Annotated in this window: 21 protein-coding genes; 3 read left to right on the top strand and 18 right to left on the bottom strand. The window is 54.0% G+C overall.

Going from position 1 to position 26,253, the window contains the following annotated elements; genetic code table 11:
• Nucleotides 1-11: 11 nt before the first annotated feature.
• From BGE01nite_RS15770 to BGE01nite_RS15730, 9 genes are all read right to left on the bottom strand, one after another.
• The gene (locus tag BGE01nite_RS15770) at nt 12-3,779 is read right to left on the bottom strand and encodes an NACHT domain-containing protein (protein WP_170266817.1); all 3,768 of its coding nucleotides are present in this window, start codon (nt 3,777-3,779) and stop codon (nt 12-14) included.
• 393 nt (nt 3,780-4,172) lie between these two features.
• On the bottom strand, nt 4,173-4,385 hold the full coding sequence (locus tag BGE01nite_RS15765) for a TPR end-of-group domain-containing protein (protein ID WP_146851446.1): 213 nt from the start codon (nt 4,383-4,385) through the stop codon (nt 4,173-4,175).
• A 74-nt stretch (nt 4,386-4,459) separates the two neighbouring features.
• Complete coding sequence (locus BGE01nite_RS15760) at nt 4,460-5,149, bottom strand: ion channel (RefSeq protein ID WP_146851445.1); 690 nt, start codon at nt 5,147-5,149, stop codon at nt 4,460-4,462.
• A 730-nt stretch (nt 5,150-5,879) separates the two neighbouring features.
• Nucleotides 5,880-6,359 carry a hypothetical protein gene (locus BGE01nite_RS15755; RefSeq protein ID WP_146851444.1) on the bottom strand — a complete coding sequence of 160 codons (480 nt, stop codon included), beginning with the start codon at nt 6,357-6,359 and terminating at the stop codon, nt 5,880-5,882.
• Between the two features lie 197 nt (nt 6,360-6,556).
• Nucleotides 6,557-7,642 carry a hypothetical protein gene (locus tag BGE01nite_RS15750; protein ID WP_146851443.1) on the bottom strand — a complete coding sequence of 362 codons (1,086 nt, stop codon included), beginning with the start codon at nt 7,640-7,642 and terminating at the stop codon, nt 6,557-6,559.
• A 38-nt stretch (nt 7,643-7,680) separates the two neighbouring features.
• Nucleotides 7,681-9,885, bottom strand: a complete 2,205-nt coding sequence (locus BGE01nite_RS15745) for a hypothetical protein (RefSeq protein WP_146851442.1) — start codon at nt 9,883-9,885, stop codon at nt 7,681-7,683.
• Nucleotides 9,822-12,269, bottom strand: a complete 2,448-nt coding sequence (locus BGE01nite_RS29585; protein ID WP_146851441.1) for a DNA polymerase III subunit alpha — start codon at nt 12,267-12,269, stop codon at nt 9,822-9,824. The genes BGE01nite_RS15745 and BGE01nite_RS29585 overlap by 64 nt, the downstream gene beginning before the upstream one ends.
• A gap of 69 nt (nt 12,270-12,338) precedes the next feature.
• Nucleotides 12,339-13,115, bottom strand: coding sequence for a DUF72 domain-containing protein (locus tag BGE01nite_RS15735; RefSeq protein ID WP_146851440.1), 777 nt, complete (start codon nt 13,113-13,115; stop codon nt 12,339-12,341).
• Nucleotides 13,116-13,404: 289 nt separating this feature from the next.
• A complete protein-coding gene (locus tag BGE01nite_RS15730; protein ID WP_146851439.1) occupies nt 13,405-15,969 on the bottom strand; it encodes an excinuclease ABC subunit UvrA in 2,565 nt (854 codons plus the stop codon).
• Between the two features lie 227 nt (nt 15,970-16,196).
• Between BGE01nite_RS15730 and BGE01nite_RS29815 the strand changes: the two genes are divergently transcribed.
• A complete protein-coding gene (locus BGE01nite_RS29815) occupies nt 16,197-16,394 on the top strand; it encodes a hypothetical protein (RefSeq protein WP_146851438.1) in 198 nt (65 codons plus the stop codon).
• Here the strand turns inward: BGE01nite_RS29815 and BGE01nite_RS29015 are convergent.
• Nucleotides 16,314-16,556 (bottom strand): hypothetical protein, encoded by a 243-nt coding sequence (locus tag BGE01nite_RS29015; RefSeq protein ID WP_170266813.1) that lies wholly within the window; start codon nt 16,554-16,556, stop codon nt 16,314-16,316. The two genes, BGE01nite_RS29815 and BGE01nite_RS29015, sit on opposite strands and share 81 nt — an antisense overlap.
• Nucleotides 16,557-16,569: 13 nt before the next feature.
• On the opposite strand from BGE01nite_RS29015, the gene BGE01nite_RS15720 reads away from it, so the two are divergent.
• On the top strand, nt 16,570-17,019 hold the full coding sequence (locus BGE01nite_RS15720) for a PHP domain-containing protein (RefSeq protein ID WP_146851437.1): 450 nt from the start codon (nt 16,570-16,572) through the stop codon (nt 17,017-17,019).
• On the opposite strand, the gene BGE01nite_RS15715 is transcribed toward BGE01nite_RS15720, so the two are convergent.
• On the bottom strand, nt 16,966-17,280 hold the full coding sequence (locus tag BGE01nite_RS15715; RefSeq protein WP_246145734.1) for an endonuclease/exonuclease/phosphatase family protein: 315 nt from the start codon (nt 17,278-17,280) through the stop codon (nt 16,966-16,968). The two genes, BGE01nite_RS15720 and BGE01nite_RS15715, sit on opposite strands and share 54 nt — an antisense overlap.
• Nucleotides 17,281-19,443: 2,163 nt before the next feature.
• On the opposite strand from BGE01nite_RS15715, the gene BGE01nite_RS15710 reads away from it, so the two are divergent.
• Complete coding sequence (locus BGE01nite_RS15710; protein ID WP_170266816.1) at nt 19,444-19,674, top strand: hypothetical protein; 231 nt, start codon at nt 19,444-19,446, stop codon at nt 19,672-19,674.
• A 4-nt stretch (nt 19,675-19,678) separates the two neighbouring features.
• Here BGE01nite_RS15710 and BGE01nite_RS15705 read toward each other — a convergent pair whose 3' ends face one another.
• From BGE01nite_RS15705 to BGE01nite_RS15675, 7 genes are all read right to left on the bottom strand, one after another.
• Entirely contained in the window at nt 19,679-20,080 is a 402-nt protein-coding gene (locus BGE01nite_RS15705; RefSeq protein ID WP_146851435.1) for a hypothetical protein, read from the bottom strand.
• Between the two features lie 202 nt (nt 20,081-20,282).
• The gene (locus tag BGE01nite_RS15700; RefSeq protein WP_146851434.1) at nt 20,283-21,077 is read right to left on the bottom strand and encodes a hypothetical protein; all 795 of its coding nucleotides are present in this window, start codon (nt 21,075-21,077) and stop codon (nt 20,283-20,285) included.
• Between the two features lie 646 nt (nt 21,078-21,723).
• A complete protein-coding gene (aroA, locus tag BGE01nite_RS15695; RefSeq protein WP_146851433.1) occupies nt 21,724-23,100 on the bottom strand; it encodes a 3-phosphoshikimate 1-carboxyvinyltransferase in 1,377 nt (458 codons plus the stop codon).
• A 337-nt stretch (nt 23,101-23,437) separates the two neighbouring features.
• On the bottom strand, nt 23,438-23,722 hold the full coding sequence (locus BGE01nite_RS15690) for a 30S ribosomal protein S6 (RefSeq protein ID WP_146851432.1): 285 nt from the start codon (nt 23,720-23,722) through the stop codon (nt 23,438-23,440).
• A gap of 29 nt (nt 23,723-23,751) precedes the next feature.
• Nucleotides 23,752-24,348 carry an aminoacyl-tRNA hydrolase gene (pth, locus tag BGE01nite_RS15685; protein ID WP_146851431.1) on the bottom strand — a complete coding sequence of 199 codons (597 nt, stop codon included), beginning with the start codon at nt 24,346-24,348 and terminating at the stop codon, nt 23,752-23,754.
• A gap of 45 nt (nt 24,349-24,393) precedes the next feature.
• Nucleotides 24,394-25,059: a 50S ribosomal protein L25 gene (locus tag BGE01nite_RS15680; RefSeq protein ID WP_146851430.1), complete on the bottom strand. Its 666-nt coding sequence runs from the start codon at nt 25,057-25,059 to the stop codon at nt 24,394-24,396.
• A 95-nt stretch (nt 25,060-25,154) separates the two neighbouring features.
• Entirely contained in the window at nt 25,155-26,087 is a 933-nt protein-coding gene (locus BGE01nite_RS15675) for a ribose-phosphate diphosphokinase (RefSeq protein WP_146851429.1), read from the bottom strand.
• Nucleotides 26,088-26,253 lie beyond the last annotated feature (166 nt).

Genomic DNA, 26,253 nt, shown 5'->3' with positions numbered 1-26,253 from the left:
CTCCTGAGCGGCTACAGCGGCATAGCCGGGCCGCCGCCGCGCACTATGAGGAGATGTTCGGAGGAAGCCTTCCCCTCAATGCGCAGATGCAACTCATTTAGGCTGTCGCGGCCGGCTGAAGCCCACATCAGTGCGTCGTTCAATGTAGCAGTAAGGTTACCACCGAAGTGAGACGTTGCGCTGAGTCGCGTCAAAGCATTGTAATAGAGATTAAAGCACTCTCCCAGGTATTTGCAGATAGCAGAGTTTTCCTTTATATTGTCGATTGATCCATTCTGACTGAATTTCAACGTGTTGCGCTTCAAATTAGTGAGTAGATCTATCAATTTCGAGAGTGATTTCAGGAAGCCTTTCTCTTCGATATCTAGAGTGCAGTTTTGTATCTTCCGCCTTAGCTCGCTTGGTTGAATGGACCATTCTTGATGATCTTCAGATGCCAATTCGTATAATTCGCATGCAATCTCTGTTAGCTCGTTAGCCTTAAGGTCGCCAAAACTAAGCCTTACTCCAGCCAAATTACTCCTTGTCATCATACGTCTGTGATCGGTGTCTCGCCCTAAATGGCGGGCGAGACTTGCGACGATGGTTTGATTGCGTCCCGACAATGCGACAAATAATGCAAGGCCAAAAGATTCCTGGATTATTTCGTCGATCAAGGGCGCATCACACCTGCCATCAGCGCGGCGGAAATCTCTGCGTTGAAGCACAACTTGTAGCATGCCGTTAAAGCTCACGAGTCGGAGAGCATCTCTGATCATTATCATTGATAGCACCTTGTTGTTAAAGAGCCCCAAACTACAAAGTTTAAGACCGCGCTCGACCTGAACCTGGAACGATATCCAAATTTTCTTGCAAGCCTTTAAGATCCATCCAAAAGTGACGACAGCCATCCAGATTGGGAAGAAGACAATTTTCCATGTCGTTTGTTGAAACAGTTTGGTCACCAGAAAACTGAATAGGCCTACAAAAAACGGCCCGCCATTGAATATTATAGCGCCTGCGACTGTCAGGCCGATGACAGCGCAAATTAGCGCGCCTACATACAGAACAAACGCCAGAGCAGGCTCCTTCTCGGGGTTGCGAAACACCTCCAAGTATTCGGCAGGCATCGCTTCTTTAATGCGATCGGCGAACGTCGTAAGGTGCGGAATGACTTTATCCAGAGCTGAAGGCATGTCCGAATGATCCCATGATAATTGAGGCGGACTCCAGTTCATTGCCCCGTGCCACGCTGAGACTAGATGCGGCCTCAGCAAGTAGATACCTGATCCTATCGCTACAGCAACACACACGGCAAGGAGGATTGCTAGAAGTCTTGACTGCCTTAACGACTGACTCAGCTCTCGATCTAGGGCCTCAGCCAGCGGTGGGGACTTCAAAATTCGGGCAGCATTATGCAGGGGACTAAATATGCTGTCGCTGGTGGGCGTGTTGGATGCACATGCCAAACTTCCGTTGTCGCACCAACACGCTGAATCGGGGGGCAGCACGGCACGACCATGAGTTGCAACTTCATACTGAGTGGGCAAACGATATCCCAGACCGTTACGAGCCGGCTTTACCTCATTTAACCACGAGACGAATTGCTGAGCATCACAGTGAGCAATTCCAGTAATAGGCGAGTTTGCATCTAGCCGATTAGGCTTTACTTCATTGGGCCAGTGTAAGGGGTAATTGCGATGTCCACAGAACATGAAATAGCCATAGGAACTTGTCGTTACAACACCGGCCTCATCTTCGCCCCATGAGAGCAATCTGTGATCTAGAAAGCGATCCAGTTCATACCCAGTTAACTGAGAGTAGTCTTTGTGCCCCGATACTTTATTAAGGGCGACTGCCAAATGTTCCGATAAACTTGAGCTAATACCCGTGATAGAAAATAGAGACGTTGCTTCTTTGGATAGCTTAGCTGCAAGAATGGTTGCGACATGCGTTCGGTTTTCAGAAAGCTCCGAAGCAGCCGCAGTCAAAACCGCCTTCGCCAATACAACACAACGAGCCTCATCCTTCGACAACGCAGCATAGAGACAAAACGCCTCGCTCCAGTACTGATTTTTTACCAACTCTCCAATTTCAGAGCGAGGAAACGAATTAGGGTGCTGGTGCCACAACAAAGCGACGAAGTATTCACGGAACGTCTTGTGAACAAACCGCCACTCCCCCTTTTTCTCGGGATCATGCAGCAGCGAAGTCTTTATCCTTATTTCCTTAATCAGTTCCGCCATCGGCCCCCGGAGAGCCCTAGCTTCTATTTTCCCGCTTGATTGTCCTCCGATTAGTTGACCTACAATCAAGCTAATGAGGGATTGGTGGCGTTTCGTTTGATCATTGACGAGAGCATCACAAATTGAATCAGTGTCCATTACAGCCTCCGCAGCAACGCGTTTGGAGCCACTCTCCATCATTCGCCAAGCCAGGTACTGCAGGAGTGGAAAAACCCTATCATCTTGCATTTCGCTTTTCTTCATCAAAGCGTCAACAAGGTTACGATATAATTCTACCCGTCTCCGAGGAACCTCAACCCCGGTAGAATATAGCCATGTCAGCATGGTCAAGAGCAGAGGGTTTTTGCTCAGATCCGACATATGCGATCCACCGCCCTCGATGATTCTGATAAGCTGGACAGCTTTTGCGGATGTCTTCGCTTCTTTAACTTTACGCCAGCGGAGCCACCATGGCTGAGCACGCACCGGAGAATTAGTTGCGTAGGCACGAAACCAGCCATCTACAAAACTCTTCCATTCTTCGGACTCGAACTCACGCACCTCATAGCGACGACAATTTGCAGTCTCAGCCCCAGAAAGTCCCGCTGGACGTGAAGCGACAATAAGTTGCCAACGTCTCACCGCAGAACACTCTAACACCATTGAGCTGAGGAGGCCGCTTCGAACCGAATCTATGTCGATCTCATCAAGGCTATCTAACAAGATGACACAGTTATGCTTTAGGATCCATTGGAACCACAGCAGGTCCTTCTCAGGTGCTTCATAATAAGCTCTCAGAAACATTGCCATACGCTTCTTTGAACTAAGCGTCGGCTGAGCATCAAGGGCGGACAAGAGCCCAACATGTTGGGCAGCACGGGGGGCAGAAATTGAGATTGGAACAATACCATGCTTCCACCATGACTTTGCTGTCCGCAGAGCAATATGGCGCATTAATGTCGTCTTTCCTGAACCCGCTACGCCAGAAATTAGGATTGGGGACCGACCGTGCCTAACAAGGAGATCGTTCGCGTGCTCTTTGAGGATCCTCCAGATGTCCTTTCTCTCTTGGTTTAATACTCCTTCACGACTCAAGGAGAGCTGCACATAAACATCCTCAATATTCAGCCCCTCAATGAAAGGGTTAACAATATCGTCATTCCCCTCGCGCCATCGCTTGTCAGTGGAGTGCGCGACTTTAACAGTCCTAAGGTATGCATGACGCCGGAAGTGGTAACCGCTGATGACCGCCAGAAATGGAGACAGGGCCCATGCTAAAACCTGCCTCAATTGCTGTTGCAGGCTCGGTTTCCATGCCTCCCAAAGCTCAATCACAGGCTCTGAAATGGCGGCCCATACCGTGAAGGCACTAACCTGAACTAAATTTATATAAAAGGCATCAAACGTCGACAGAATCGAATCTTCCGACTGTGAAAATAAGCTTACACTATATTTAAGTGCCCACGGCAATGGCAGTCCCAGCCAAAACAGTCGTTTGCGCCTAGCCGCAATCTTCGCAGATTGGGCTTCTTCCGACGCTGATGGTATGTCTGGGTGACTCATTTGATATTTCAAGACCGTACTTTAGCATGGTATAACAGTAAAGAGGAGAGTGCTTAGGGTTGACACTGCCCCTTAATCTTGCTTATCTAAAAGCGATTAATTGAGTGCTGTCCGGACACCGGCCTCAAGTTTGCCTGAATTTCTGAGTGTGTGTTCTCAATGCAATCTCGAGCATCTGGCGAATGGGCATGCTAAAATTGGTTCACCACTTTCGTTTTTGGCATGTTCATGATGTCGGTCGCAGCTCGACATGAAATGAAACTTTGTTGCGGCCATGTCGCCACGGTGACCAGCAAATTCTACTATCCTCTCTGAGATCAAAAAGAGATGTTATCAGTAGAGAGCATGGGCTCGCCCTGTGATCGAAAAACTAAATCACAGCTCAAATCTCAGGAAGTCTTTGCGTCATTTAGCGCCAAACATCTCCTCAAACGCCGGATCATGGGCGGCCTTCATTTTTAGCTCTTCTTCCAGGTCACACGCGGTCTTCAGTTCAGCCTTCATTTGCTCAACGTCACCTAAAGCAGAATGACATTGAGCCAGGCAGTAGTGGAAGCCAGCCGAGCCTTCCCGCAGCTTCTTGATGATTTCCTCTGCGGTGTGTCTCTTGCGTTTCATGGTGTCTGATGGTGCGCTTCGCGCACTTCAGACTCTCATAACACTTGGGTCAACTTCCGGGGTGCAGACCACTGCTATTGCTTCGGATGCCCGCGCATGGTGGCAGCCATGGCAATGAGACGGGAGACCACGATTGCCATGTACATCACCCCGCAGAACATCTCCAGCATGACCAGTGAACGCGCCATGGGCTGAATCGGTATTACATCGCTAAGACCGACGCTGGAAAGCACGCTGAAGCTCAGAAAGAGCAGTTCCAGCCAGCCGCGCGCCTCCTGCGGATTCACGGCACCGGTGAAACTCCCCGGACTTATTGCCTGACAGACCGAGAACACAAAAGCAAAAGCCCAAGCCAGCAGGGTAAAGGTCGCTGCTGCGGCCAGCAGTTCATCAAACGTCACTTCGTTATCTGCTAGCATGTAAAAGATGAGGCCGACTGCGGCATAAAAGTAGAGTGCCGCTTCTAGAAGATGACCAATGACCAGGCTATATGGATAGTTGCCGAGGTGCGCCATGAGAGACAGAACTACTGCGGGAACGGCCAGCGTCCAGCCGATCCAGTTCACCATTGGGCTGCGGTTCACCACCCACAGGGTAAGCGCCAAGACTAAATTGCCAAAAACGACAAACGCCGCCCGTCCCACGGCTGAACTGTCCATCAGTGGGTACAAACATATCGCCAGCAACTGAGCGACCAAAAGCCAGCCCGAGGGATGTCTGCGGAGGGTCCTCAATGCATGAAGAAATGTGATGGGTGAGGGCATTGAGTTCATTGAATTATCGAGCTCGCGGATCAGGAATTAAGAGTGTCGGGAACTGGCAAGGTCAAGTATTGACCTTCAAACCTCTGCGCTCGCCAGCGTGCGAGTGTGGGCGGGTTGTATCAGCTGATCAACCACCGCGAGCGACGATAATGTCAGGCCACCGTTCGTGCCAATCGCTAAATTGCTCGTCGATACCTATAATGACAAAACGAGCTTCATTTTTGGCTCTGTTGCTCCTCCCCCATTCACGAAGCCCTGGATTGATTTTGCTCCAGAAGGCCCCATCCGCTGCGCAAGAGAAGCTGATGCACAGAACGATGCAGACATGCAGGGCCAGACTCTTCATAGACGTGAAACTCTAGGCATTTGGCGAAGGCAACGCCAGTCTTGTTTTAGACAATTGAAGACGTACCAACTCAATAAGGAGCGAAGTAAGCAGCCTATCCCAAGCTTTCTTTGGCAAGATCGGCACCTCGACGGCGCATGTCTGACTTCACGATCATTGAGGGCGAATCCATAAACGTCGTGACTCGTCAGCTGCGACATCTACAATGCAACCGCCACAGGGCAGTTCTGGTGGCGCTTACGAACAAAGCTTCCGAAGACCTTCTCAAGTCCACTACGTCGAAGATGGACCAGATTCTGGATGCTTTCACACCGGAGGACCAGTATGACATTCTCCCGCACCCTCTCGGTGTCACTTTTTGAGGCAGCAAGCCTGGCTTCACTGCTAAGATGTACTGGAAGCCGCAGGCTGATCAATCACGACTCGCCAAGAGTGTTCTTCATCCTCTTTGATTGCTCTGCCTTCGTCGAGCGGGCGAATAAAAACCTGACGCCCTTTCTTGGCAAAACGCAGAATTCGCCCTTCAAAATCAGGGTCCGGGTCACCAGGGTAGATTCCGCAGTCATAGGCCTCACTAAACGCTTCCACATGATCGCAATCCAGGAACTCAAAAAGCAGCTTTATTTCTCGGTAATCATTAATCGCAGAAATGAGTGCCTCTGGATGATCAGCGTGCTGCCATGGCGCGAAGTCGTGCTCCACACCGACGAACAATTGACACAAGCGCCCATCCTTCACGCAGTCGTAGGGATCTCCAGGCATCTCTCCTCTGCCGAGAGAAAAGTTGAGCCATGGCCTGTTGACCGGATCACCAGCGGCCGGAGTGATGCTCCAATGAAGCCGATGAACATTCTCCATTTTCATCGAAAAGCCAAAGTCTGACTGGGGTAACAGGACCGAACATCTTAGCATTCCCTCAGGCGTTGCATATGACAACCCAAAGCGGTGTAGGACAGGGCCATCTGTCACCACGAAATGTGGGTGATCGTACCGCTCTCGGAGCCTCGATAGAAGATAATCAAAGTCGATACCATGCTCCCAATAAAGTATGATTCTCATGTCTACTGGAGCGGCAGTTCAACGAAGTCAGAAAGAGTGAAGATCTGCTTCGACGGGTTGGGGGCGTATAGGTTGGCCAATTCTGTGTTGAGATCGGTGATTGTAGAATTCATTGGAGTCCAATCAGTGTCAAAGTGAGCAAATTTGTAGCGCTTTCCTGCCCCACCAGGCGAGTCTAGAGCCAGTTTTATAGCGGCTGCCATGGTTTTTTCTTTGCCCACGACTTTGTTTCTGACTGTTCCCCCGTTAACCCCAATTTGGAACATCTCGGTATCAGTTAATATGTCGACGGCCGATCCTTTTGGCAGGGTCCCACCCACTTCATCTGGCCCAATGGCTAAAACATTTTTCCCGCTGACACGCAATCGAGCCGCTGCCGCTACCTCGCAGATCGCCCCGGCAGCGACACCTTCAACGTTCGTATCAAGTTTACTCCTGCCCCACATATCCTTGCCGATCACCGGAGGCGAGGACTGCATCAACAAATTCCAGTCTCTGTAGAACTCCGCCTCTGTGTAGTTAAATTTAGTGAGGGTCGAATGGTTGAATCCTACCTGGCTTCTGATGATGATGGTAGCCATCAATGTGTCATTGCCTGCTAGAGGAGGATGCTTGGCCAGGTGCCCAAGGCCTGCACCCATTTCGTCCAAGTTAGCAGCTGACATAAGGACCCGGGGGGTAGTCGCCACTTCGATAAACGCATCCGCTGTTTTGCTGCCGATTCCAGGACCCAGAGTCGTGCTACCTGTCATGGGAGAGGTGGCTATTTGTTCCGCACGATCAACGGAAGCCTCGATGTCTATACCAGCCTGGATGGCCCTGTCATCAGGATCAGTGATGGCTGCCCATGATGGACGCCTGGGTGATGTGCTGCCGGTGAGAGCAGCGCGGATGCGCGTATCCAAAGCATCTGTGAGCTTCTGACGCCAAGCTATGACACCACGCTCCCACATGGAGGAGACGTGCTTGAGCGCACACAAGGGATTGGGCAAGGCCAAAGCCGGAGTGAAGCTGCCTGCGTTGATCAGCAGAAGAAGTGCAGCGAGAGCCAAAAGGATTCGCTTTGCATGGTGAAGGTAATTATTCATGGCACAGAAAAGTGAGAGGTTGGGATAATGTGCACTCCTTAGTTTGTGCACCCGGCCTGGAGGGTGCGTTTGACCATCGCCTCCAGCTTGTTCATGCCTGTTCTTTGTTTGACCCACTGGGTGGCGGTTCTCATGATAAGGTTTTTGGCCTTGGAAATTTTGGCCGCGAACTCCTTGGTAGCGTCCAATGCACCAAAGATGCTCTGCCCCACTTTTAGAACTTTTAGTGCCTTCATGGTTTGAGCGATCTTGCTTCCCATGACTGCTGCGCGGGCAATATTGGCAGTGACAGCGAAGACACCCAGAACAACCGTTTTCACCAACTGTTCAGTCAGGTAGCCTGCCCCATAACCTGTCACGTAAATGATGAGATCAAGCCCATCCGGACCTTTGGGGTCAACCCATGAAAGCTGCTTAGTCGCATTGCCCAGAAACTGCTGGAGCATGACAGCTGGAATGCCTTTCAGCTCGGCCATGCTCATGCTGCACAGGCCGCGGAATCCTTCATAAAGCGATTTTGCCGTCTGGACGGGATGGGCAATCATTTCCGCCAGTTCCGTGAGTTCCTGGTAGTCACTCTTGCAGCCCGCAATGAACCCCTGGACAAATCCTTGGGCACCAATGACGTCAATTTTGACGGCTTCCACCTGGATGACCACTCCGTTGATGACGCCGTTTCGGACGGTGTCATAGACCGTAGAGCAACATTTGGAGACGAGATTTCGAAAGCTCAACCCCCATCCAGATGCTGCCACCTGCCCTGGAGGTGGTGGGGGCGGAGGTGCTGCGCCAGGAGGTGGTGGGGGCGGAGGTGCTGCCACAGACGTACCGGCCAATGCGCTTGCAAAAACCTGCTGGAGCGGCGGAGGAAAAGGCAGCACTGGCTGATACCCTCCCACATCGTGCCACAGCTGAGCTTCACGGAAGGTAGATTCGAGCATGGCTATGAGGTCAGCCATGTGCTGATAGGCAACAAGTGTGTGCCGGCGCGCCAGTTTGTCCTGTGGACTGCCCGTTCGCCACAGCTCCACTTGAATGACGTCTAATCTGTCAAAGCAAGTAATGAACTTGTAGGTGCTGCCGAATTTTGACACGGCCACGGGCGCTCTGGAATTTCTGAACTGATTTGCACTCCATGGGGTTTCCGCTTCTGAAGACGGAAAAAATACCCCTTCCACCACGGATGGATTCGAAGGCTGTTGGTAGATGGTGGCATTCGACAGGGAAACGTCATAGATCTCCCCCGAGCTGTTTGAGATGCGCAGATTAAAATCATTGATGCCCCCCATCTCGCTGACCAGCGACTCTGGCACTTTCACCTCCACATAGCGGTCGAGGCTGTTAATCTCGAACTGAGCGGGCATCTTGCGAGTGGCCTCTAGTGGGGCCTGGGTTCCAAATGACTTCGTGATTGTGCTGCTGCCAGAATTGTCCAGCATGGTGTGGACTTGATGACGGGTGGTTGGAAGAGCTTTTGACAGACCACCAGCGACACGCCATTCCACGCCGATGTTCCACTCGAACTTTCCAGGCCCCCATTCATGGATTGGAAACCCGTGAAATTCAGCGAGGTCCGTCCAACGATTATCCTTCGTTAGGTTTACCCAGTTGGGATTTGGCTGATGCACCAAGCGGGAAGGATTCATCTTCTCAAAGATACCCGTTACTCCCGTTGCTGGGCCAAGAACTACCTCGCGCATCTGGACGTTGTAGAAGGACACATCTTTATCCTTCAAGCTAACCTCTAGGTTCATCCCGACCCCCTGGGTGCCTTCTGGGTAGTTTAGATCGTTCAGCTTGACGGCCGTTTCACTGGCTGGTTCGACGACGGTAAAGCCCTTGATTTGCCTTTCTCCGGTGACAGGAAGGAAGTGATAAGTTGGTGGTATTGACCAGAGCCAATTCCAGAGGTAGAAACTACGAGGATATGCCCAGGGAGCGACGGTGGCTGATGGAGAGCATGCCCTGTCTCCTGCGCTGAGAAGATACATGCCGGCAGAGTGAGTCGTCAGTGTCGAGTTGCCACTATTTCCAGATACATATAGATCACGCATTCCAGTGGGTTTTACGCAAATCCAGGCTTGTTCGCCAACGCCAAGTTTGGCTCTGCTACGATTAGTTGGAACATCTGATAAGGTGCTGGATTGCAACCAAGGCAGATAGAGATCGAAACCTGCGTCTAAAAAACGAGGATTGTTGAAGCCGCCCCAGACAGGTATGTTGAATTGTTCCGGCGCATCCATAAAATACCTGTACTAGGAACTGGATACGGTGAGGAAAAACTCACCGTACACTGGACGTGGTCAACGTTGCCTATGTATGAACGCAGTTGATCTATGCCGAGCGGGGCTGTTCCTATAGACACTTTAACCTTATATTTGGCGCCGGCCTTGAGGTTTAGAGTGAATGGTGCCGTTGTGCCCACATTTGGCCAGCCGCCATCGTATGCGTTTCCATATGGCCTGTAGAAGTGAGACTCATGGTTATACTCATCAACGATGTCGATAAAGTACCTGGTGGGAAACCTGGCACCCGAAGGGACGCGCACATCGCAAAAAACCTTTATTGGCACGAGCGGAGCAACTGCATCAAATGAGGGAGGAGTTGCGGGGGGTGTCGTGCCGCTGCCAGCATAGCCGCTGGCAACGCCGCCAGGATTGGCGATGGTGCTTTTGATGTTCGAGGGGTCGCTGCCCGCACGATATTCGTCACCATCTTCGTCGAGATCATTATCAGTGTCACGATCTCGTGGATTCGTGTTTAAACGCTCTTCGAGTTGGTTGTTGAGAGTGTCTCCATCTGGGTCTGCAGTCGGATCATTGCTCGGATCAATGTCCCTCAGGTTATTGATCTTGGCGTTGAAATACTTGACCTCCCAGCCGTCATTCATCCCGTCGCCGTCAGTGTCTGGATTTGTGGGGTCTGTGCCACGGCTGATTTCGTCTGCGAAAGTTAGACCATCACCGTCGGTATCTGCGGTGAGAACGGGCTTACTCGCCGCACTAAATGGATTACTCTTGAGGCTAATCTCGTTGCCGTTGTTGTAGCCATCTCCATCAGAGTCACGATCCAGGGTGTCTGGATAGTCGGGAAGCTTCGGATTGCTGTTATTGTGTTGCTCCTCCAAGTTGGATCGGCCGTCATGATCGGGGTCCACCTTTTTGAGTGCCTCCCATTGTTGTTTGCTCAGCAGTCCCTGGTTACTAATTCCATAATCAACCAGCAGCCCATCCTCCCGCAGATCTGTCAGCTCCATGGCGACCTCAAAGGGCATGTTCCCCCGTGGGGTGTCTCGATGATAGCCAAAGTTCAGAACACTTTCGATGGCATCCAGGGCATCGGCGACCTGCAGTTTGTTATCGGTCTCCATCCCCGTCAAGATCACCTGTAGCGGTGACATCCAAGGGTTCATAGAGCGCTTCGATACGGTCAGGGATAGCTTCTCCTTATGCTTGTTTAGAGCTCGTCGCAAAACATCACCTCGACCTGGAGGCATTCCAGCAAAGGCTTCACAAATTTGAAGGATGTGTTCTTCATACACGACCAAACCAAAAGTGCTTCGCAGACAGCTTTCGAGTGATGGATCCGGATAGTAGGTTGGCTCGAGCCCTTGATAACGTCGAGTGAACTTCAGCTTCTTGGATTCATTGGCTGCACCTGGTCGAATCACACTCACGATCGCTACCAACCCATCAATCTCTCGAACATTCGTCATTCGACACAACGAGATCATCGCCGGCGACTCAATGTGATGAACAGCTCTGGCGCCACCGCTGGCGATCATTTCCCAGACTGAAGGATCCTCCCATGGTTCTAATCCTTCAAGATCAGCAATAATGCCGCGCAGAGATAAAGCCTTCACAGCATCACGCATTACGGCCAGGCCACCCTGAGCAAGTATGTCCATCTTGATCAATCCAACCGACTCCACCGAATCCATGTCGAGATGAGTCGTTGGATAACCCTTGGAACTGACGAAGGTGGGAGTCAGCGAGTGGACAAGGTCGCGAGAAATCACGACCCCGCATGGATGCATCTTGGGATACCTGGGGTAGCCATCAAGGAACTCAGCAGCATCCAATGCCGTCTTATACGGCTCTTCATCCCACGCATTGTCACGGCACTCCTGGCTATGCTTGACTGCGTCAGACAAATTCTTGGCTCTCGTGTATGGAACGGTCTCTGTGTAACGCCGAATTTGATGCTCTGACACTCCTAGCACCTTGGCAATATCCGCAAGAGCAGACCTGCCTCTGAATGTGTTGAACCCTCCCACAATTGCCGCGTGCTGATTCCCATACCTCTTAAAGATCAGGTCAACGACGTCATCTTTACGATCATGTGGGAAGTCGATGTCGATGTCAGGGAGTTTGTTCATCGCCATCCGCTCTCGATTCAAGAATCTCCGAAAGTAGAGATCGAAGCGGATGGGACACACGCCACTGATGCCCAGACAGTAGCAGACCAATGAATCCGCAGCACTTCCTCTTGTAATCCAGTCAATGCCCTCCAATCGGCATTCCTGCAGCAGAGCCCACACTGTCAAAAAGTATTCTTCATATCCAACCTCTGAAATGATCCCCAATTCTTCCTCGAGCTGCGCGAGATATGTGGGTGCCCTAACCACCTACCAACAGGGCCAGCATGTCGATGGGGGTTTCGGCAACCTCACGTATGAAGGTCAGGCCAGCTGATTTCAAGGTGGCTGACAGCTTTGGTCCGACATTGGGAAGCCAATGGTTTGGTAGTGGTGCCAAGAAGGATCGTTCATGTTCACGAAAACGAATGATGGCTTGTCTGTGCCTTTGACCTTTTCAATCAGGCGCTTCGCAGCTTCACGCACCCCGGCATTTGGATCCTGGAGGGCGGTGTAGGGCGAAAAGGAACTGACAGCCTCTTCATACGTTCTGCCTGGCCTTAAGAGCAGCCTAGCCACGGAAAAGTCGGCCGTGAACGATCCAGGCATCGCCATCTGTTCTCCCATCTCCGGCATCTTCGTCCATGAGTTGAACAAATGAGCCACGCCATGTGAAGCCAGCATGGAGAAGTATTCCGGCTGTAGGAGGCTCTTGTTCCTGATCTCAACCGCGTAGCTGTAGCCCCTGGGTAGTTGGCCAAAGAACTGATCGAGCATTTCGACAAACTCCCGGCCATGGTTGAAGTCTTTGGGGTAGAAGTGGGAGAACTCGAATATGAACACTCCAACCTTTGCCTGCTGCTTGTCGAAGGATGACAGAAAAGCTGTTTTGAACAGCTCGGCATTCAGGAAATGCTCATTGGGCTTTCCTGCTAAAGAACCAAACCGAGGAAGGTTGGTGTAGTTCTTCAGAGTGATTGTATCGGTGACCTTAAATCCAAACCGGAAAGACTGAGGGACCTGCTGACAAAGGGAGTCAACATACTGGGGTGAAGGGAACTTATAATAGCCAGCATCGACACAGACAGTTGGAAATATGTCTGCATATTCAGCCAGGCACTCACGCTCGAATTTGGCCTCCGAAAACTTGCCACGAGTGTTGTATCTCGCAGCCTCGTCGACTTGCCCACACTAGCCCGGATACTTCCATGAGGAGGTGCCGACATAGACCCCGTTCACCGCGAGCTGCGCAAGAGGCTGGCAGAGGCGAGAATGAGTGCGCTCATCGAACATACGCAACCATGATACTGCTGAACAACTCCGACGCCGTCAATATATCACGTCAATAAATGTGCCGACACGCACGCAGCGATTCAACGGTGGTGGGAGTGAGTTCTTCAATACTTCAGATGACTGCCATGGGCTTGTGTGCTTCCATGAGATATGGTTTCGTCCGGCTATCTTGCGCCTCCCTAATTTGCGAAGGGCGGCCTGCATAAACGATGCGTCCGCCCTCATCGCCTGCGCCGGGCCCCATGTCGATAACCCAATCCGAGGCGGCTGCGACCTGCATGTCGTGCTCTACGACGATGACCGTGTTGCCTGCCTCCACGAGGCCCTGAAGCTGGGTCATGAGCTTTTCGACATCGGAAGGGTGCAACCCGGTGGTGGGCTCATCCAGAATGTAGAGAGTGGTGCCTCGTACAATGCGCTGAAGTTCCGTGGCGAGTTTGATGCGCTGTGCTTCACCGCCGGAAAGTTCGGTGGCAGGCTGGCCTAATCGCAAGTATCCAAGACCCACTTGACGCAGCACGTCGAGGGAACGTGAAAGCTGTGGATCGTCCATGAAGAAGTGCCATGCAGCCTCTACGGTGAGACCGAGTACTTCGGCAATGTTTTTGCCGCGATATTGAATCTCCAGGGTCTTGGCGTTGTATCGGGCCCCGTGGCATGTGGGGCATGGGGTGTAAACGCTGGGCAGGAAGAGCAACTCCACAAAGACAAAGCCCTCGCCCCTACAGTTCTCACAACGACCTTTGGCCACATTGAAGGAAAACCGGCCAGCATCATAACCACGCGCCTTCGCAGTTTTAGTTTCGGCAAAGAGGCCACGCACATGATCAAACAGACCGGTGTAGGTAGCGAGGTTGGATCGTGGTGTGCGGCCAATAGCTTTCTGATCCACTCTTACCAGGCGCTTCACAGTTTCCATGCCACTGACGATCTCGCCGCCCGTGGGGGCTGAAGCAGTGCGTTCCAGTGCTTCTCCTTCCTCTTCATCAACGGGCACTTCATGGCCGAGATATTCGGCGACTAATTCTACCAAAGCTTGGCTTACCAGACTGGATTTGCCTGAACCGGAAACACCGGTGACTGTCGTGAAAACCCCCAAAGGAAACTCAGCGTTGAGTTGATTCAGATTATTGCGTGTGACTCCTTCAAGTCGCAACCACCCCCGAGGCTCATGCGGCGTTCTGCAGCTCGAAGTCGAGACATGAAAAATATGCCGTCTAGTTTCGGAAGCGGCCACATGCTCAAGGCCCGCGAGCGGCCCGCTGTAAACAATCTCTCCTCCTTTTTCGCCCGCAGCTGGACCGACATCAATGATCCAGTCGGCATTGCGAATGACATCGAGTTCGTGTTCGACAACAAACAGAGAGTTCCCAGCCGCCTTGAGTTTGTGAAGCACAGTCAGCAGCGCCTCGGTATCGGCAGGATGCAGACCGGCGGAAGGCTCATCAAGGACGTAAACGACACCGAACAAATTGGATCGTACCTGAGTCGCCAATCGCAGCCGTTGCAGTTCACCCGGCGAAAGCGTGGGTGTGCTGCGATTCAGCGCCAGATATCCCAGTCCAAGATCCAGCATGACTTCCACCCTCGCCGCGACATCCTGGGCAATTCGTTGGGTTACCACTGCCTTCTCCGGATGAGATTCAGCCAGAGTATTCCATCCTTTCACTGTCCCGTCGGCATAAGGCTGGATCACGGCCGCCAAAAGTTTTAGAGGTACGTTTGAGATCTCCGCGATATCCAGGCCGGCGAATTTCACAGATAGAGATTCTTTGCGCAGTCGCTTGCCGTCGCATACAGGGCAATCACTGCTGATCATGTAGCGAGCGACACGCTTTTTCATGGAGGCGCTTTCCGTCTTGGCAAAAGTCTCCATGACGTAGCGTCTCGCACCGGTGAAGGTGCCCATATAACTGGGCGGTTCCTTGCGTTTGATCGCTTTGGCGATGGTTTCGTGATCCCAGCCGGCGTATACCGGCACCGTGGGTTGCTCTTCAGTGAACAGAAGCCAATTTCGCTCCTTTCTGGACAGGTCTCTCCAGGGCTTGTCTATGTCATAGCCAAGAGTGGTGATGATGTCGCGAAGGTTCTGGCCGTGCCATGCCGGAGGCCACGCGGCAATGGCACGTTCGCGAATGGTCAGCGAATCATCCGGCACCATCGATTGCTCGGTGGCTTCATATACACGACCAAGACCGTGGCATTTCGGGCATGCACCTTCCGGCGTGTTGGGTGAAAAGGATTCAGCGTAGAGCAGAGGTTGACCGAAAGGGTAATCGCCAGCCCGGGAATAAAGCATGCGCAACAGATTCGACAGGGTGGTCACGCTGCCAACTGAAGAGCGGGTGGTGGGTGAACTTCGTTGCTGTTGCAAAGCCACAGCGGGAGGCAGGCCATCAATCTCATCCACCTGGGGCGCGTTCATTTGGTGAAAGAGCCGTCGAGCGTAGGGTGCCACGGACTCCAGGTAACGGCGCTGTGCTTCCGCGTAGAGTGTGCCAAAAGCCAGTGAGGATTTGCCAGACCCTGAGACGCCCGTAAAAACCACGAGGGCATCGCGGGGCACATCAACATCCACGCTTTTTAGATTATGTTCGCGCGCACCACGCACACGAACGAATCCACCGCTGCCTTGAAGCGGTGTTGGTGGCTTGAGTTTTTGGACCTCTCCTTTCATGGTCACAGTTCGTGCACGTGACGGCCGGTGCGGCCCCACGATGCTCTCACAATCGGTTGCGGGGCGATTTCACGTTTGCTTTTGTCATTTTTCCCTCAAATACAGCAGCATAAGGCGGGAATGAAAGACACCGGCTACCTGCGTGATGCCATCTTAAAGCTCCAGTCTGGGAGGCTAAAAGGTAGATCTTTCCATCCAAACAACGTGTGGAACTCGATTCCAAGAGTATGAGCACTAACAAATCCGACAGCAAACGTGAGCTCATTGAGCCACATCCAGGAGACAAGCGCTTCGTCCGCCGTGATGATCAGGGCCAGTTCAAGGAAAGCGACGATGTCGGTCGATCACTCGCACAGGATCAACAGCAGCATTCCAAAACGGATGCGGGGAAAGGCCAAGGCGACAAAGGCGATAGGAAGAAATAGGCGCTTCAGTGCTATGGGAAGACCGTCGAAGCTAACAAACTCAGACATCTCCAGATTGCTGAGCCAAAGAGCTGACGAGGAAACCGGCCATCTTGCTCGAGCGTTCAGACGTGCGGCCAGAAGTGCCTTGAGATGGCCGGTGGAAGCCTCGACGTTGGTCAAGAGTCCTGGAGATATGACCCAGCTTGATTCTATCGGTCCCTATCTGGCCGGCGTGGTGGCAGACTGGCTTAAAACGCCACCAAAATTGGAGATGTCAGGGACACCACATGCGGAATTCCTCACACATGCGCAGGCAGCAGACGTGCTTTCTAAACATCCTACATGGGTCAAAATGGTCCGAGGCGACCTCCAGATGCATACCCAGTGGAGCGACGGTTCGGGCACGATCCTCGACATGGCCAGACAAGGAGCAAAGCGAGGCTACACTTACATCAGCATCACAGATCATACCAAAGACCTGAAGATTGCGAACGGTTTGGACGAGTGTCGGCTAGCCAGACAGGCAAAGGAAATTGCTGGGGTGAATGACACTCTTGGTGAAGAAGGTATCAAGCTAACTGTCCTTCGCTCAGCCGAGGTCAATCTGTCTCCACTTGGGCAGGTAGACATGGAACCCAGCTAGGAATCGGGAAAGAATGGCTATCTGCTGTTCTCCTTTTGCACCGTTGAAGCTGTCCTTGAAACGGCTGGTGACATGGACAGAGAAACCTGGAAGCAGTCTAGCCAAACGTTCCGCAGCATTAGCGTTCCGGACTTCCTGAAGAATAATGACATCTGCACGAAACTGAGGCAGAACCGCGGAAACCTCGGCCACATGAGCATCACGTTCAGCTTGTGTCGCACCTGGCTTTTTTCCTGGGTACCATTCAAGATTCCAGGTCACGACGCATACAACCTCCTCTGCAGCGACATGGCCAGCAGCGAACAAGCCAAGCGCCACTAACAGTGCCTTCAGAGGATCATGGCATGTTTCACATGCCACATATATTCAGCTTGGGCGACACGGTCCGAATTAGAAACTCCTCCGATGCAGGCGCTTCAAATGAAGAGTCGGCTGGGACCGCTATCGTTACGACATATCGAGGAAGAATTGCCCCCCCCCGAGAACATTAAAGATGCATAGATCCCCGCCTCCAAAATGGCAATACAGCCTCCTGCCCATCGTCTGTCCCATTGAAGCCTTTCCCACATACAAAAGGTCCTGTTCCGTATCGAAGACCAAATAGACGCCCGCTCTGTCACCGTAGGGCCAGGCATATGCCAAGCCGACATTCCTTCCAAATCTTGGCCACCCGCAATACCAGGGAAGAGGTATACTACGTCGCCTAACTCAAACCGTGGACGACCGGGATGAGGATGTTCAAGCTCATACTGCGTAATTGCTTGTGCAGCTCTAAATGCGAGGAAGTGGGCGTTGTTCACGGTTCAACCTGCGCATACCTTACATGCGATTCCATCTGTTGCTCCGCACGGCCGTCCAGAACCAAATAGCGGCAGCCAGAGTTGTGCCGCTTCCCCATTGAACTGATGACGTGACGAGCTCCTGGTGAAGATGGCTGTGGAGATGACGGCGTGAATGAATTTCCTCCTGAAGGTCGATAGGTGGGTGCAGGCGTCGATACCACCTGACGCCGGAGGGACTCATTTCTCCTGCTGAAGCTGAGAAACCTTGGCCTCCAGTTCGGCTATCCTTCTCAATAACGCACGGCTGAGGGAAAGAGTGAGAGCATGTTCTCCATGGATGTAGCCAGTAAGTATGCGACCGCTTGCGTCTTCAACATCAGTCTTGGGCATACCCATGAGCGGGCCCAACTCCATTGTCACCCTTTTCCAGGCAACACCGGCCAAACATTCCTCTTTTTGAGTTATCCCAATGACGAAACTTGGGGCGCTCAAGACCAATCGACATACGGGACTTTACCAGATTCTTGACAAGACACGAGAGCTAAACACGATGTGCGGCCACCCTATGAAGTTCATTCAATTCGATCAATCCGGACATTCCGTTTTCATCAACATTGACCACATCGTGCAAGCCAAGTGGGAGCCCAAGAAGAAGATACTGAGCCTCACACTCGCTAATCAGACCAGCATCCTCCATTTGACTGATCCTATCTCTTCATCTGTAAAACAGATTCTTGAAGGGCAAACGCTTGTTGCGAGCTAGTGATTTGACAGGCTGCCGAAGGTGCCACCAAGGGACCTATAAATATCAACATTCTCCTCATGACGGCCGCGCTCAAGCCCTAACGGCGCAAGCTCAGCGACTGCAATGGGCGAGGCAAGCGTGAACTTGGCGGAAGACTACAGCCGCCAAAAGCAGTCCGCTACAGCGCATGGTTAGGCATTGTTGTCGTTTGGATTCTTCCCTCGAAAGCTTTCATAAAGTTTGTCTCCTTCCGGACCTTCTGGGAAAATCTTCCTGAATTCTGAATAAAAGGGTTGTGGCTGGGTCGTTGTCTTATCCGAGGAGGTTGCTGCGGTTTTTCCACTACCATTACAGCGAGGACAAATTAGGCTTCCACGTGAGGTCTCGTTTGTAGTGAACAATTGTCCCCGTCCTTTGCAGTCGGGACAGGGCGTTGACTGAGTTTCAGATGGTGTGGTCGGGATGTCCGGTTCTGATTTTGTTCCCCTGAAATAAAGGATCATTCCGATAATTCCTCCGATCAAAGCGCCAGGAGCGGGAGAGAGCCAAACCAGGGGTTCGAGAGCAAGGTCGGGTTTGTCGCGGAAGATCCAACACCCAGCGCCAAGGCCCAATAAAGCACCGGCATATAAGCAAACTTGAATGAGTGGAGGAAGCCCGGTCGAAAGAGGGGGGCGGCTTTTGGACAAATCGCTCATGGTTATTCGAACTGGGTAGAAGGTGGCGGCATGGACGAAACCTGTCTTACCGATTCGCTGAAGGCAAGTGCCATTGACACCTGACCACGGTTGCCATGAGCATACGCAACCGCCTCTACTCCCTCGCGGCCCTGGTCGCTGCCGTCCTCACCTCCTGCACGGGGCCACCTTCCAGCAGCCCCCGGTGGATCTCGAGAGAATGGAGTATCCAGAGGAGATTGGAGCCAGCCTCCGCACCAGCCACTGGCTCACCAGCTGGTGGTCGGACATCCAGTCCGTCCGCGCCAGGCACAAAGCCGATACCGCCGGTGTGGAAGAGTGTGTGGCCACCGAGGCGGAGACCACCAGCAGGGTCCTCGGCCAGATGCAAGGCACCGTCCTCGGCCGCGGCAACGCTGATCAGGAAGCTCTTGAAGGGGCCCTGCCTTAGAATGTCAATAGCACAGCGCGGAACTGTTGGTAACCTGTGCTCTCTGTTCGCTGGCTGTCCGAGGAGGCCGACCGATAGGAAGCATTTCTGGCATGTAAGTTAGGCCTCGCAGAGAATCGATGCCGTGTTGCCGGAGAACGCTAGCAACCCGCTGGCACTGAGCATCCACATCCGCCAAGATCTTTTTCCAGCGCGCCTCTTTCGCGGCCGCCTTGGCACGGACCGACGGGCTTACCACAGCTTGACTACCCGGGTCGTAGCGAGGGTTGGAATTGTTGGGATCATAAACAGCTTTGATGCGGGCGGTGGCTGCTGCGGCCGCATTTGATTCGACGGACGTGGCCTGTGTGCTGATTTGACGGGCTTCCAACCGGGCCTGCTCTAACTCAAGCAGGACGCGTTTCATTTCGGGGACACGGGGGTCGGTGCTGCTACCCTTAAAAACGATAACCTGTTCACTATCCTTGTAGGTTAGCTTATGCTGGTCTCCACCGCCCCCGGAGGTGGCACACCCCATCAGGAAACAGGCGGTCAGTATTAAGAGGGGGCGGAATGAGAAAAGCATGATGAAAGCAGTTCTGTAAATATGAGGATTCAGGCCGGATGGCTCAGGGTTTAAATTTCTTTTCCAGCGCGTCCCTGTCGCGCTGCTTGCGCTCACCGATGGTCACAATTTCACCTGTGTCCAAAACCATTGGACGATCCTCCTGGGACTGGCCTGGGACATAGTTCTTTTCCCATTCCCGGATCTTTTGCGTCAATTTGCCCCAAGGGTCCTTGGTTTCAGGATTGGCGAGCCAGATCCGGTTCTGAGCCCGCTTCCAATACTCATCCTCTTCTTCTTGGAGCTCTTGTAACTCCTCAGAAGCGGCTTTATCAGCTTCGCGCTTCAAATCCGCAGCTTTTTCGCGTGCTGCTTTGAGTGCTTCAGCACTGAGCGGCGTTCCGCTGAAAACGGATGGCGCTGCGCCTCCGTAAGTGCCGCCCGCAGTATCACTTGATCCAGTCCCACCACTCACCGTTCCGTTGCTGTAATTTCCGCCCGTTCCGCTGTAGCCTCCGCTTCTACCTCCTCCGCTATAGCTAGGAGCACCACCGCTGTTATTTCCGCTACTGCCACTAGAACCAAAGTTGTTAAATGCCTTACCAGCGTTCTGGCTTGCCTTCATCCAACCCTGGTTTGACTGCTGCATATTGGCGCGGATGCTTGCATTCGACTGGCTGTAACTCGTGGATGAGCTCCCGCTGTAACTGGTGCCGGAAGACGGCGAGGCGGAAACGCCGTTTTGGCCGGGAAGGGTATGACCCCAAAAGGGTTGAGCCGCAGCGTTCTGAAAACAGGTTGAGACCGCAAGGGCGGTGATCAGACCTAGGACGTTGAGAAGGTTGTTTTTAGAGATCATAGCGCAAACAAAATATGAAAAAGGAAAAATGGGTCAAGACTGGAAAACGTTTCAAGCACGAACGAAACTTCAGTGCTGAGTGAATACCAATCGTGGGACGTTCCCAGATTGACATGACCAGTGAGGTGCCGCCAAGGCACCTATGAAACTCAAATCCATCCTAGCTGTCGCCGCTCTCGCGGCATCCACCCTGAGTCATCCTGCAACAGGCCGCTGGTGCAAACTGCCGCGCAGATCGGTCTCGCCTATGCTCAGAAACGGGGTCTTATCACCGAGGGAGACAGAGTCATCATCGGCAAGACCATCGCCCTGGTTGGGAGAGCGACGAATCGAACCAGGTCAAGGGGTTCAAGCTCTCGCACCTCGGTCTCCAGAACGCTGTCGACAAAAATTCCTGCAACCAGGCGATGCCATGCTGGTGCGCTCGCCGGGATAGGATCCACTTAACTGCCCCTTCGAAGATTGTCCAACCTGAAAAGTGGGTGCTCGAGATTAGAAGCAGCGCTGAGGCTCGGGGGAATGGAGCGGGCTTTTTCGACAGGATGAACAAGATGGCAGGATTTCAGGATTCAAACCTTGGTTTGAATCCTGTCATCTTGTTCATCCTGTAACAACGGCCTTAAAGCCGCTCATGAGCCTGCATCCATCAGCCCTCACGCAGTCTGCCAGCCACGGGACGTGGGACGCGGGTGAGGACAGGGATGGGGGCGGCGCCGTTGTCTCCGCGAAGGAAGAGGTTCAGGTCGTGCTCGAAGCCTGGGTAGCTGGTGTTGATGCACTCGCTGCCTTCGATGGTGGTCTCGCCCTCGGCGAACATGCCGGCGATGGCGAAGGCCATCGCGATGCGGTGATCGTGATAGGTGGTGATGGTGGCACCATGGAGCTTGGCTCCGCCGATGATCTCCATGCCGTCTTCATACTCGATGACGGTGACACCCATGCGGCGCAGGTTTTCAGCCACGGCGGCGATGCGGTCCGTCTCCTTCACGCGCAGCTCACGGGCATCCTTGATGAGGGTGTTCCCACGGGCCAGGGCTCCGGCCACGGCGAGGATGGGGAGTTCATCGATGACGTTCGGAATCTCGAGGCCGCCAATGACAGTGCCATTGAGATCGCCGCCTTTGATGATGACGTTGCCGCGAGGCTCGCCCTCGCTGTCGGTTTCAGAGCTGTTGATGTGCGCGCCCATGCGCAGGAGCACGGTGATGACACCGGTGCGGGTGGGGTTCAGGCCCACGTTCTTCAGGGTGATCTGCTGCCCCGGGCTGGCGGCGGCGGCGACCATCCAGAAGGCGGCGCTGGAGATGTCTCCTGGGACGACGAGGTCCTTGGCCTTCGGGGTCTGGCCGCCGTAGACGGAGATGGCATTGCCATCACGCAGCCATTTGACGCCGAAGTGGCTCATGATGCGCTCGGTATGATTGCGCGTGACGACGGGCTCGATGACGGTGGTCTTGCCGGGGGCAAACATGCCCGCGAGGAGCACGGCGCTCTTCACCTGGGCGCTGGCCATGGGCAGGGTGTAGGTGATGGGCTGGAGCTGGCCGCCCGTGATGTGCAGCGGGGCGCAGATCTTTTCCCCCTGCCCTTCCACCTTGGCGCCCATGAGCACCAGCGGATCCGCCACGCGCTTCATCGGGCGCTTCGAGAGGGAAGCGTCTCCGCCCATTTCAGCGGTAAAATCCTGACCGGCGAGGATGCCGGAGAGCAGACGGATGGTGGTGCCGGAATTTCCGCAATCAATGGGGCCTGCCGGGGCCTTGAGTTTCGGGCCGTGGCCGGTGATGGCCATCTTCACGAGGCCGACGCCTTCGAGCTCTTCGAGAGGCTCCACCACAGCGCCCATGGCCTCCATGGCCTTCACCGTGCAGAGGCAGTCCTCACTGGGCAGGAAACCTTCCACGATGGTGGTGCCGTCCGCCATGCCGGCAAACATGGCCGCGCGGTGGCTGATGCTTTTGTCTCCGGGGACGCTGATTTCAGCAGGAAAGGACTTCAGTTTGCGGACTTTGATCGTGGCCATGGGTGGGAAAGGAGCGCCGGGAATGGCGGGAAAGGTCCATCGTCCCGCTTGGGGGTGATTTCAAGAAGGTCTCGACGTCAGAACGGAGTTTGATGCGGTCGAGCATCCGTTCTTAAATGTAGAAATATTAAGGTAGAAATATTTTCTGAAATCTTTCTACCCTAATTTTTCTACCCTTGCCGGCATTGGAGGACACCAATGAGATCCGCAGCAAGGTGAGCCTAACCAAAAACACTCCAAAATAGCCATCACTCTGCAAAAAAAAGACCTCACCAGGCCCAACAAAGAGCGTGGTGAGGTCTGAAAATAAAAACGGCGTTCAACCGCGGGCCCGGACTCAGGCGCGCTGGTAGTACTGCTGGTAGACGCTGTCGTTCAGCTTCAGCTTGCCGCGGACGGCGTCCAGCGTGGCGTTGTCTGCGGAGACGTGATACTTCACGAAGAAGCCGCTGGTGACGTGGCGAGGGCTGTAAGGGAAGTTACGTTTGCCGAGCTGGTCGATCTGCTCGAGCTTGGCGCCGGCCTTCTCAAAATCTTTGCCGATGTTGGAGATGAGGGTGTCGACGGATTCTTCCTTGCCTTTGAGGTCGAGGACGATGAGGGCCTGGTAGTTGCGTTTCATGGTGCTTGCTTACTGGTTCTGGGGTTCTTTTAGAGAGAAAGGGTGCGGTTGAAGCGGTTCATGGCTGCATCAAGGCCGGTTTGCAAGGCATTGATGAGGGCATCCGCGGCGGTCTGGACGATGAGATTGAGCGTGGGCAGCTCCTCCTCACGAAATTTGCCGAGCACATGGCCGACGAGGCGGTCGCCTGCCGGACGTCCGGACTCAGCGGCGATGCCTAACTTTAAGCGTGGAAAAGCGTCCGTGCCGAGGCTGGCGATCATGGACTTGATGCCATTGTGCCCGCCTGCGGATCCGGCGAGGCGCATGCGTACGCGGCCCAGGGGCAGGTCGACGTCATCATAGACGGCGAGAGTCTCAGCAGGAGTGACTTTATAAAACTGGCCGACAGCGCGAGCGCTGCGGCCAGAGTCATTCATATAAGTCTGCGGCTTCAGGAGCCAGGCACCGGCGATCTTGGCCACGAGGCCATGCCAGCGCTTTTCCTCGGTGAAGGAAACTCCAAATCGGCGAGCCAGTTCGTCCACGACCATGAATCCGATGTTATGACGGGTGTCGCGGTATTCGAGTCCGGGGTTTCCGAGGCCGACGATGAGTTTCGGGATCACGCCGCCTGCGTCTGACATGGATGGAGCATCAGCAGGCACCGCAGGCGGCAGGGATCAGAAGGGTTACTTCTTGGCAGGAGCCTTGGCGGCGGCAGCGGCAGGAGCAGCGGCTTTGGCAGCAGGAGCGGCCTTGGCAGCAGCAGCGGCGGCGGCAGGCTCAGGCTCGGCCTCAACCTTGGGCTCCACGCACATGACGACGACGACGTCACCGGCGAGGGAAGGACGGACGCCTTCAGGGAACTTGATCTCACCCACGTGGATGGCTTTGCCGAGCTCAAGAGCGGACACGTCAATGGAGATGCGCTCTGGAAGGTCTTTCGGAAGGCAGCGAACTTCGATCTCGTGATGGATGGCTTCCACCAGACCGCCGAACTTCAGGCCAGGAGCCTCACCGACGACTTCGACCGGCACTTCAGCGTGGATCTCTTCGTCGAAAGCGATGGCGTGGAAGTCGATGTGGGTGATGCCGCCCTTGAGGTGGTCATGCTGCACTTCCTGCACGAGGGCGAGCTGCTCGCCGTTGTCCAGCTTCAGGCTGACCAGGATGTTGTCCGAGGAGCTGCCCTGAAGGATCTTCGTGAAGGTCTTGGTGTCCACCTGCACGTTCGCGGGAGCCACTTTGCGGCCATAAACCACTGCAGGGGTGCTGCCAGTCTTGCGGAGACGTTTGACTGCCGCAGTGCCGGAAATGCTGCGAGGTTGGGCGACGAGGTCGAGGATCTTGGCCATGGTGCTTAAGTTCTAGTGAACAGTTAGGGGTGGGGGAAAGGGGGCGCGAGACTACACGCCGGATCGGGGATGTCAAAGAGTTGTTAACAGCGCTACTAAATATCAAAAAGAGAGGTCACGGATTCATCTTTATGGATGCGCTGGATGGCCTGGGCCAGCAGCGGGGCGATATCGAGGGCGGTGACCTTTTCACCGTGGGCCTGGGGCACGGAGTTCGTGGCGAAGAGCTCAATGATGGAGGACTTGGCGATGCGGGAGCGGCCCTTTTCACCGAGGACGCCGTGAGAGACGCCGGCATAGATGTTTTTGGCGCCGTGCTTGCGGAGCAGCTCAGAGGCCGCGGTGAGGGTGCCGGCGGTTTCGGTGAGGTCGTCCACGAGGAGGACGTTTTTGCCTGCCACGTCACCGATCACATTCAGAGCTTCCACTTCATCAGCGCTGACGCGGTTTTTGGCGACGATGGCCATGGGTGCCTTCAGAGCCTTGGCATAGGCGTGGGTCATCTTGATGCCGCCCACGTCTGGAGAGACGACGACGAGGTCCTGGATGTTCCGCTCCTTGATGGCCTTGATGAGCACGGGACCGGCGTAGAGATGGTCCACCGGGATGTCAAAGAAGCCCTGAATCTGGCCGGCATGCAGGTCCATGGTGAGCACGCGGTTCACACCGGAGGCCACGAGGAGGTTTGCCACGAGCTTCGCGGTGATGGGCACACGGGGGCGGTCCTTGCGGTCCTGACGGGCATAACCAAAGAAGGGCAGCACGGCCGTGATGCGGGCGGCGCTGGCACGGCGGACGGCATCCACCATGATGAGGAGCTCCATCAGGTTCTGGTTCGTCGGCGGACAGGTGGGCTGGACGATGAAGATGTCACGGCCGCGGATGTTTTCCTGGATCTGAACAAAGGTCTCCCCGTCCGGAAAGGTGGTGAGCTCGGCAGCGCAGAGACTGATGCCGAGATTCTGGCAGATGAGTTTGGCCAGTTCGGGGTGCGAGCTGCCGCTGAGAACCTTGTAGGAGTCGATCATGAGGAGAAGGGGCCGCGAGATTGGCGAGACTGTCACAGAAATCAAGGGCCGGAGCCGATGGGGAGCGGATTACGGTCGTTTACCGTGATTTACGGCGGCTGGCGGTGGTTTGAAAACCCGGCCATCCGGAAAGGTTGAATGTAAGGAATTTGAAATGGACTTAAGG

It is taken from the genome of Prosthecobacter gellanilyticus (genome assembly GCF_007992435.1).
Classification (GTDB): Bacteria; Verrucomicrobiota; Verrucomicrobiia; order Verrucomicrobiales; family Verrucomicrobiaceae; genus Prosthecobacter; species Prosthecobacter gellanilyticus.
This window is presented reverse-complemented; position numbering and strand designations above follow the sequence as displayed.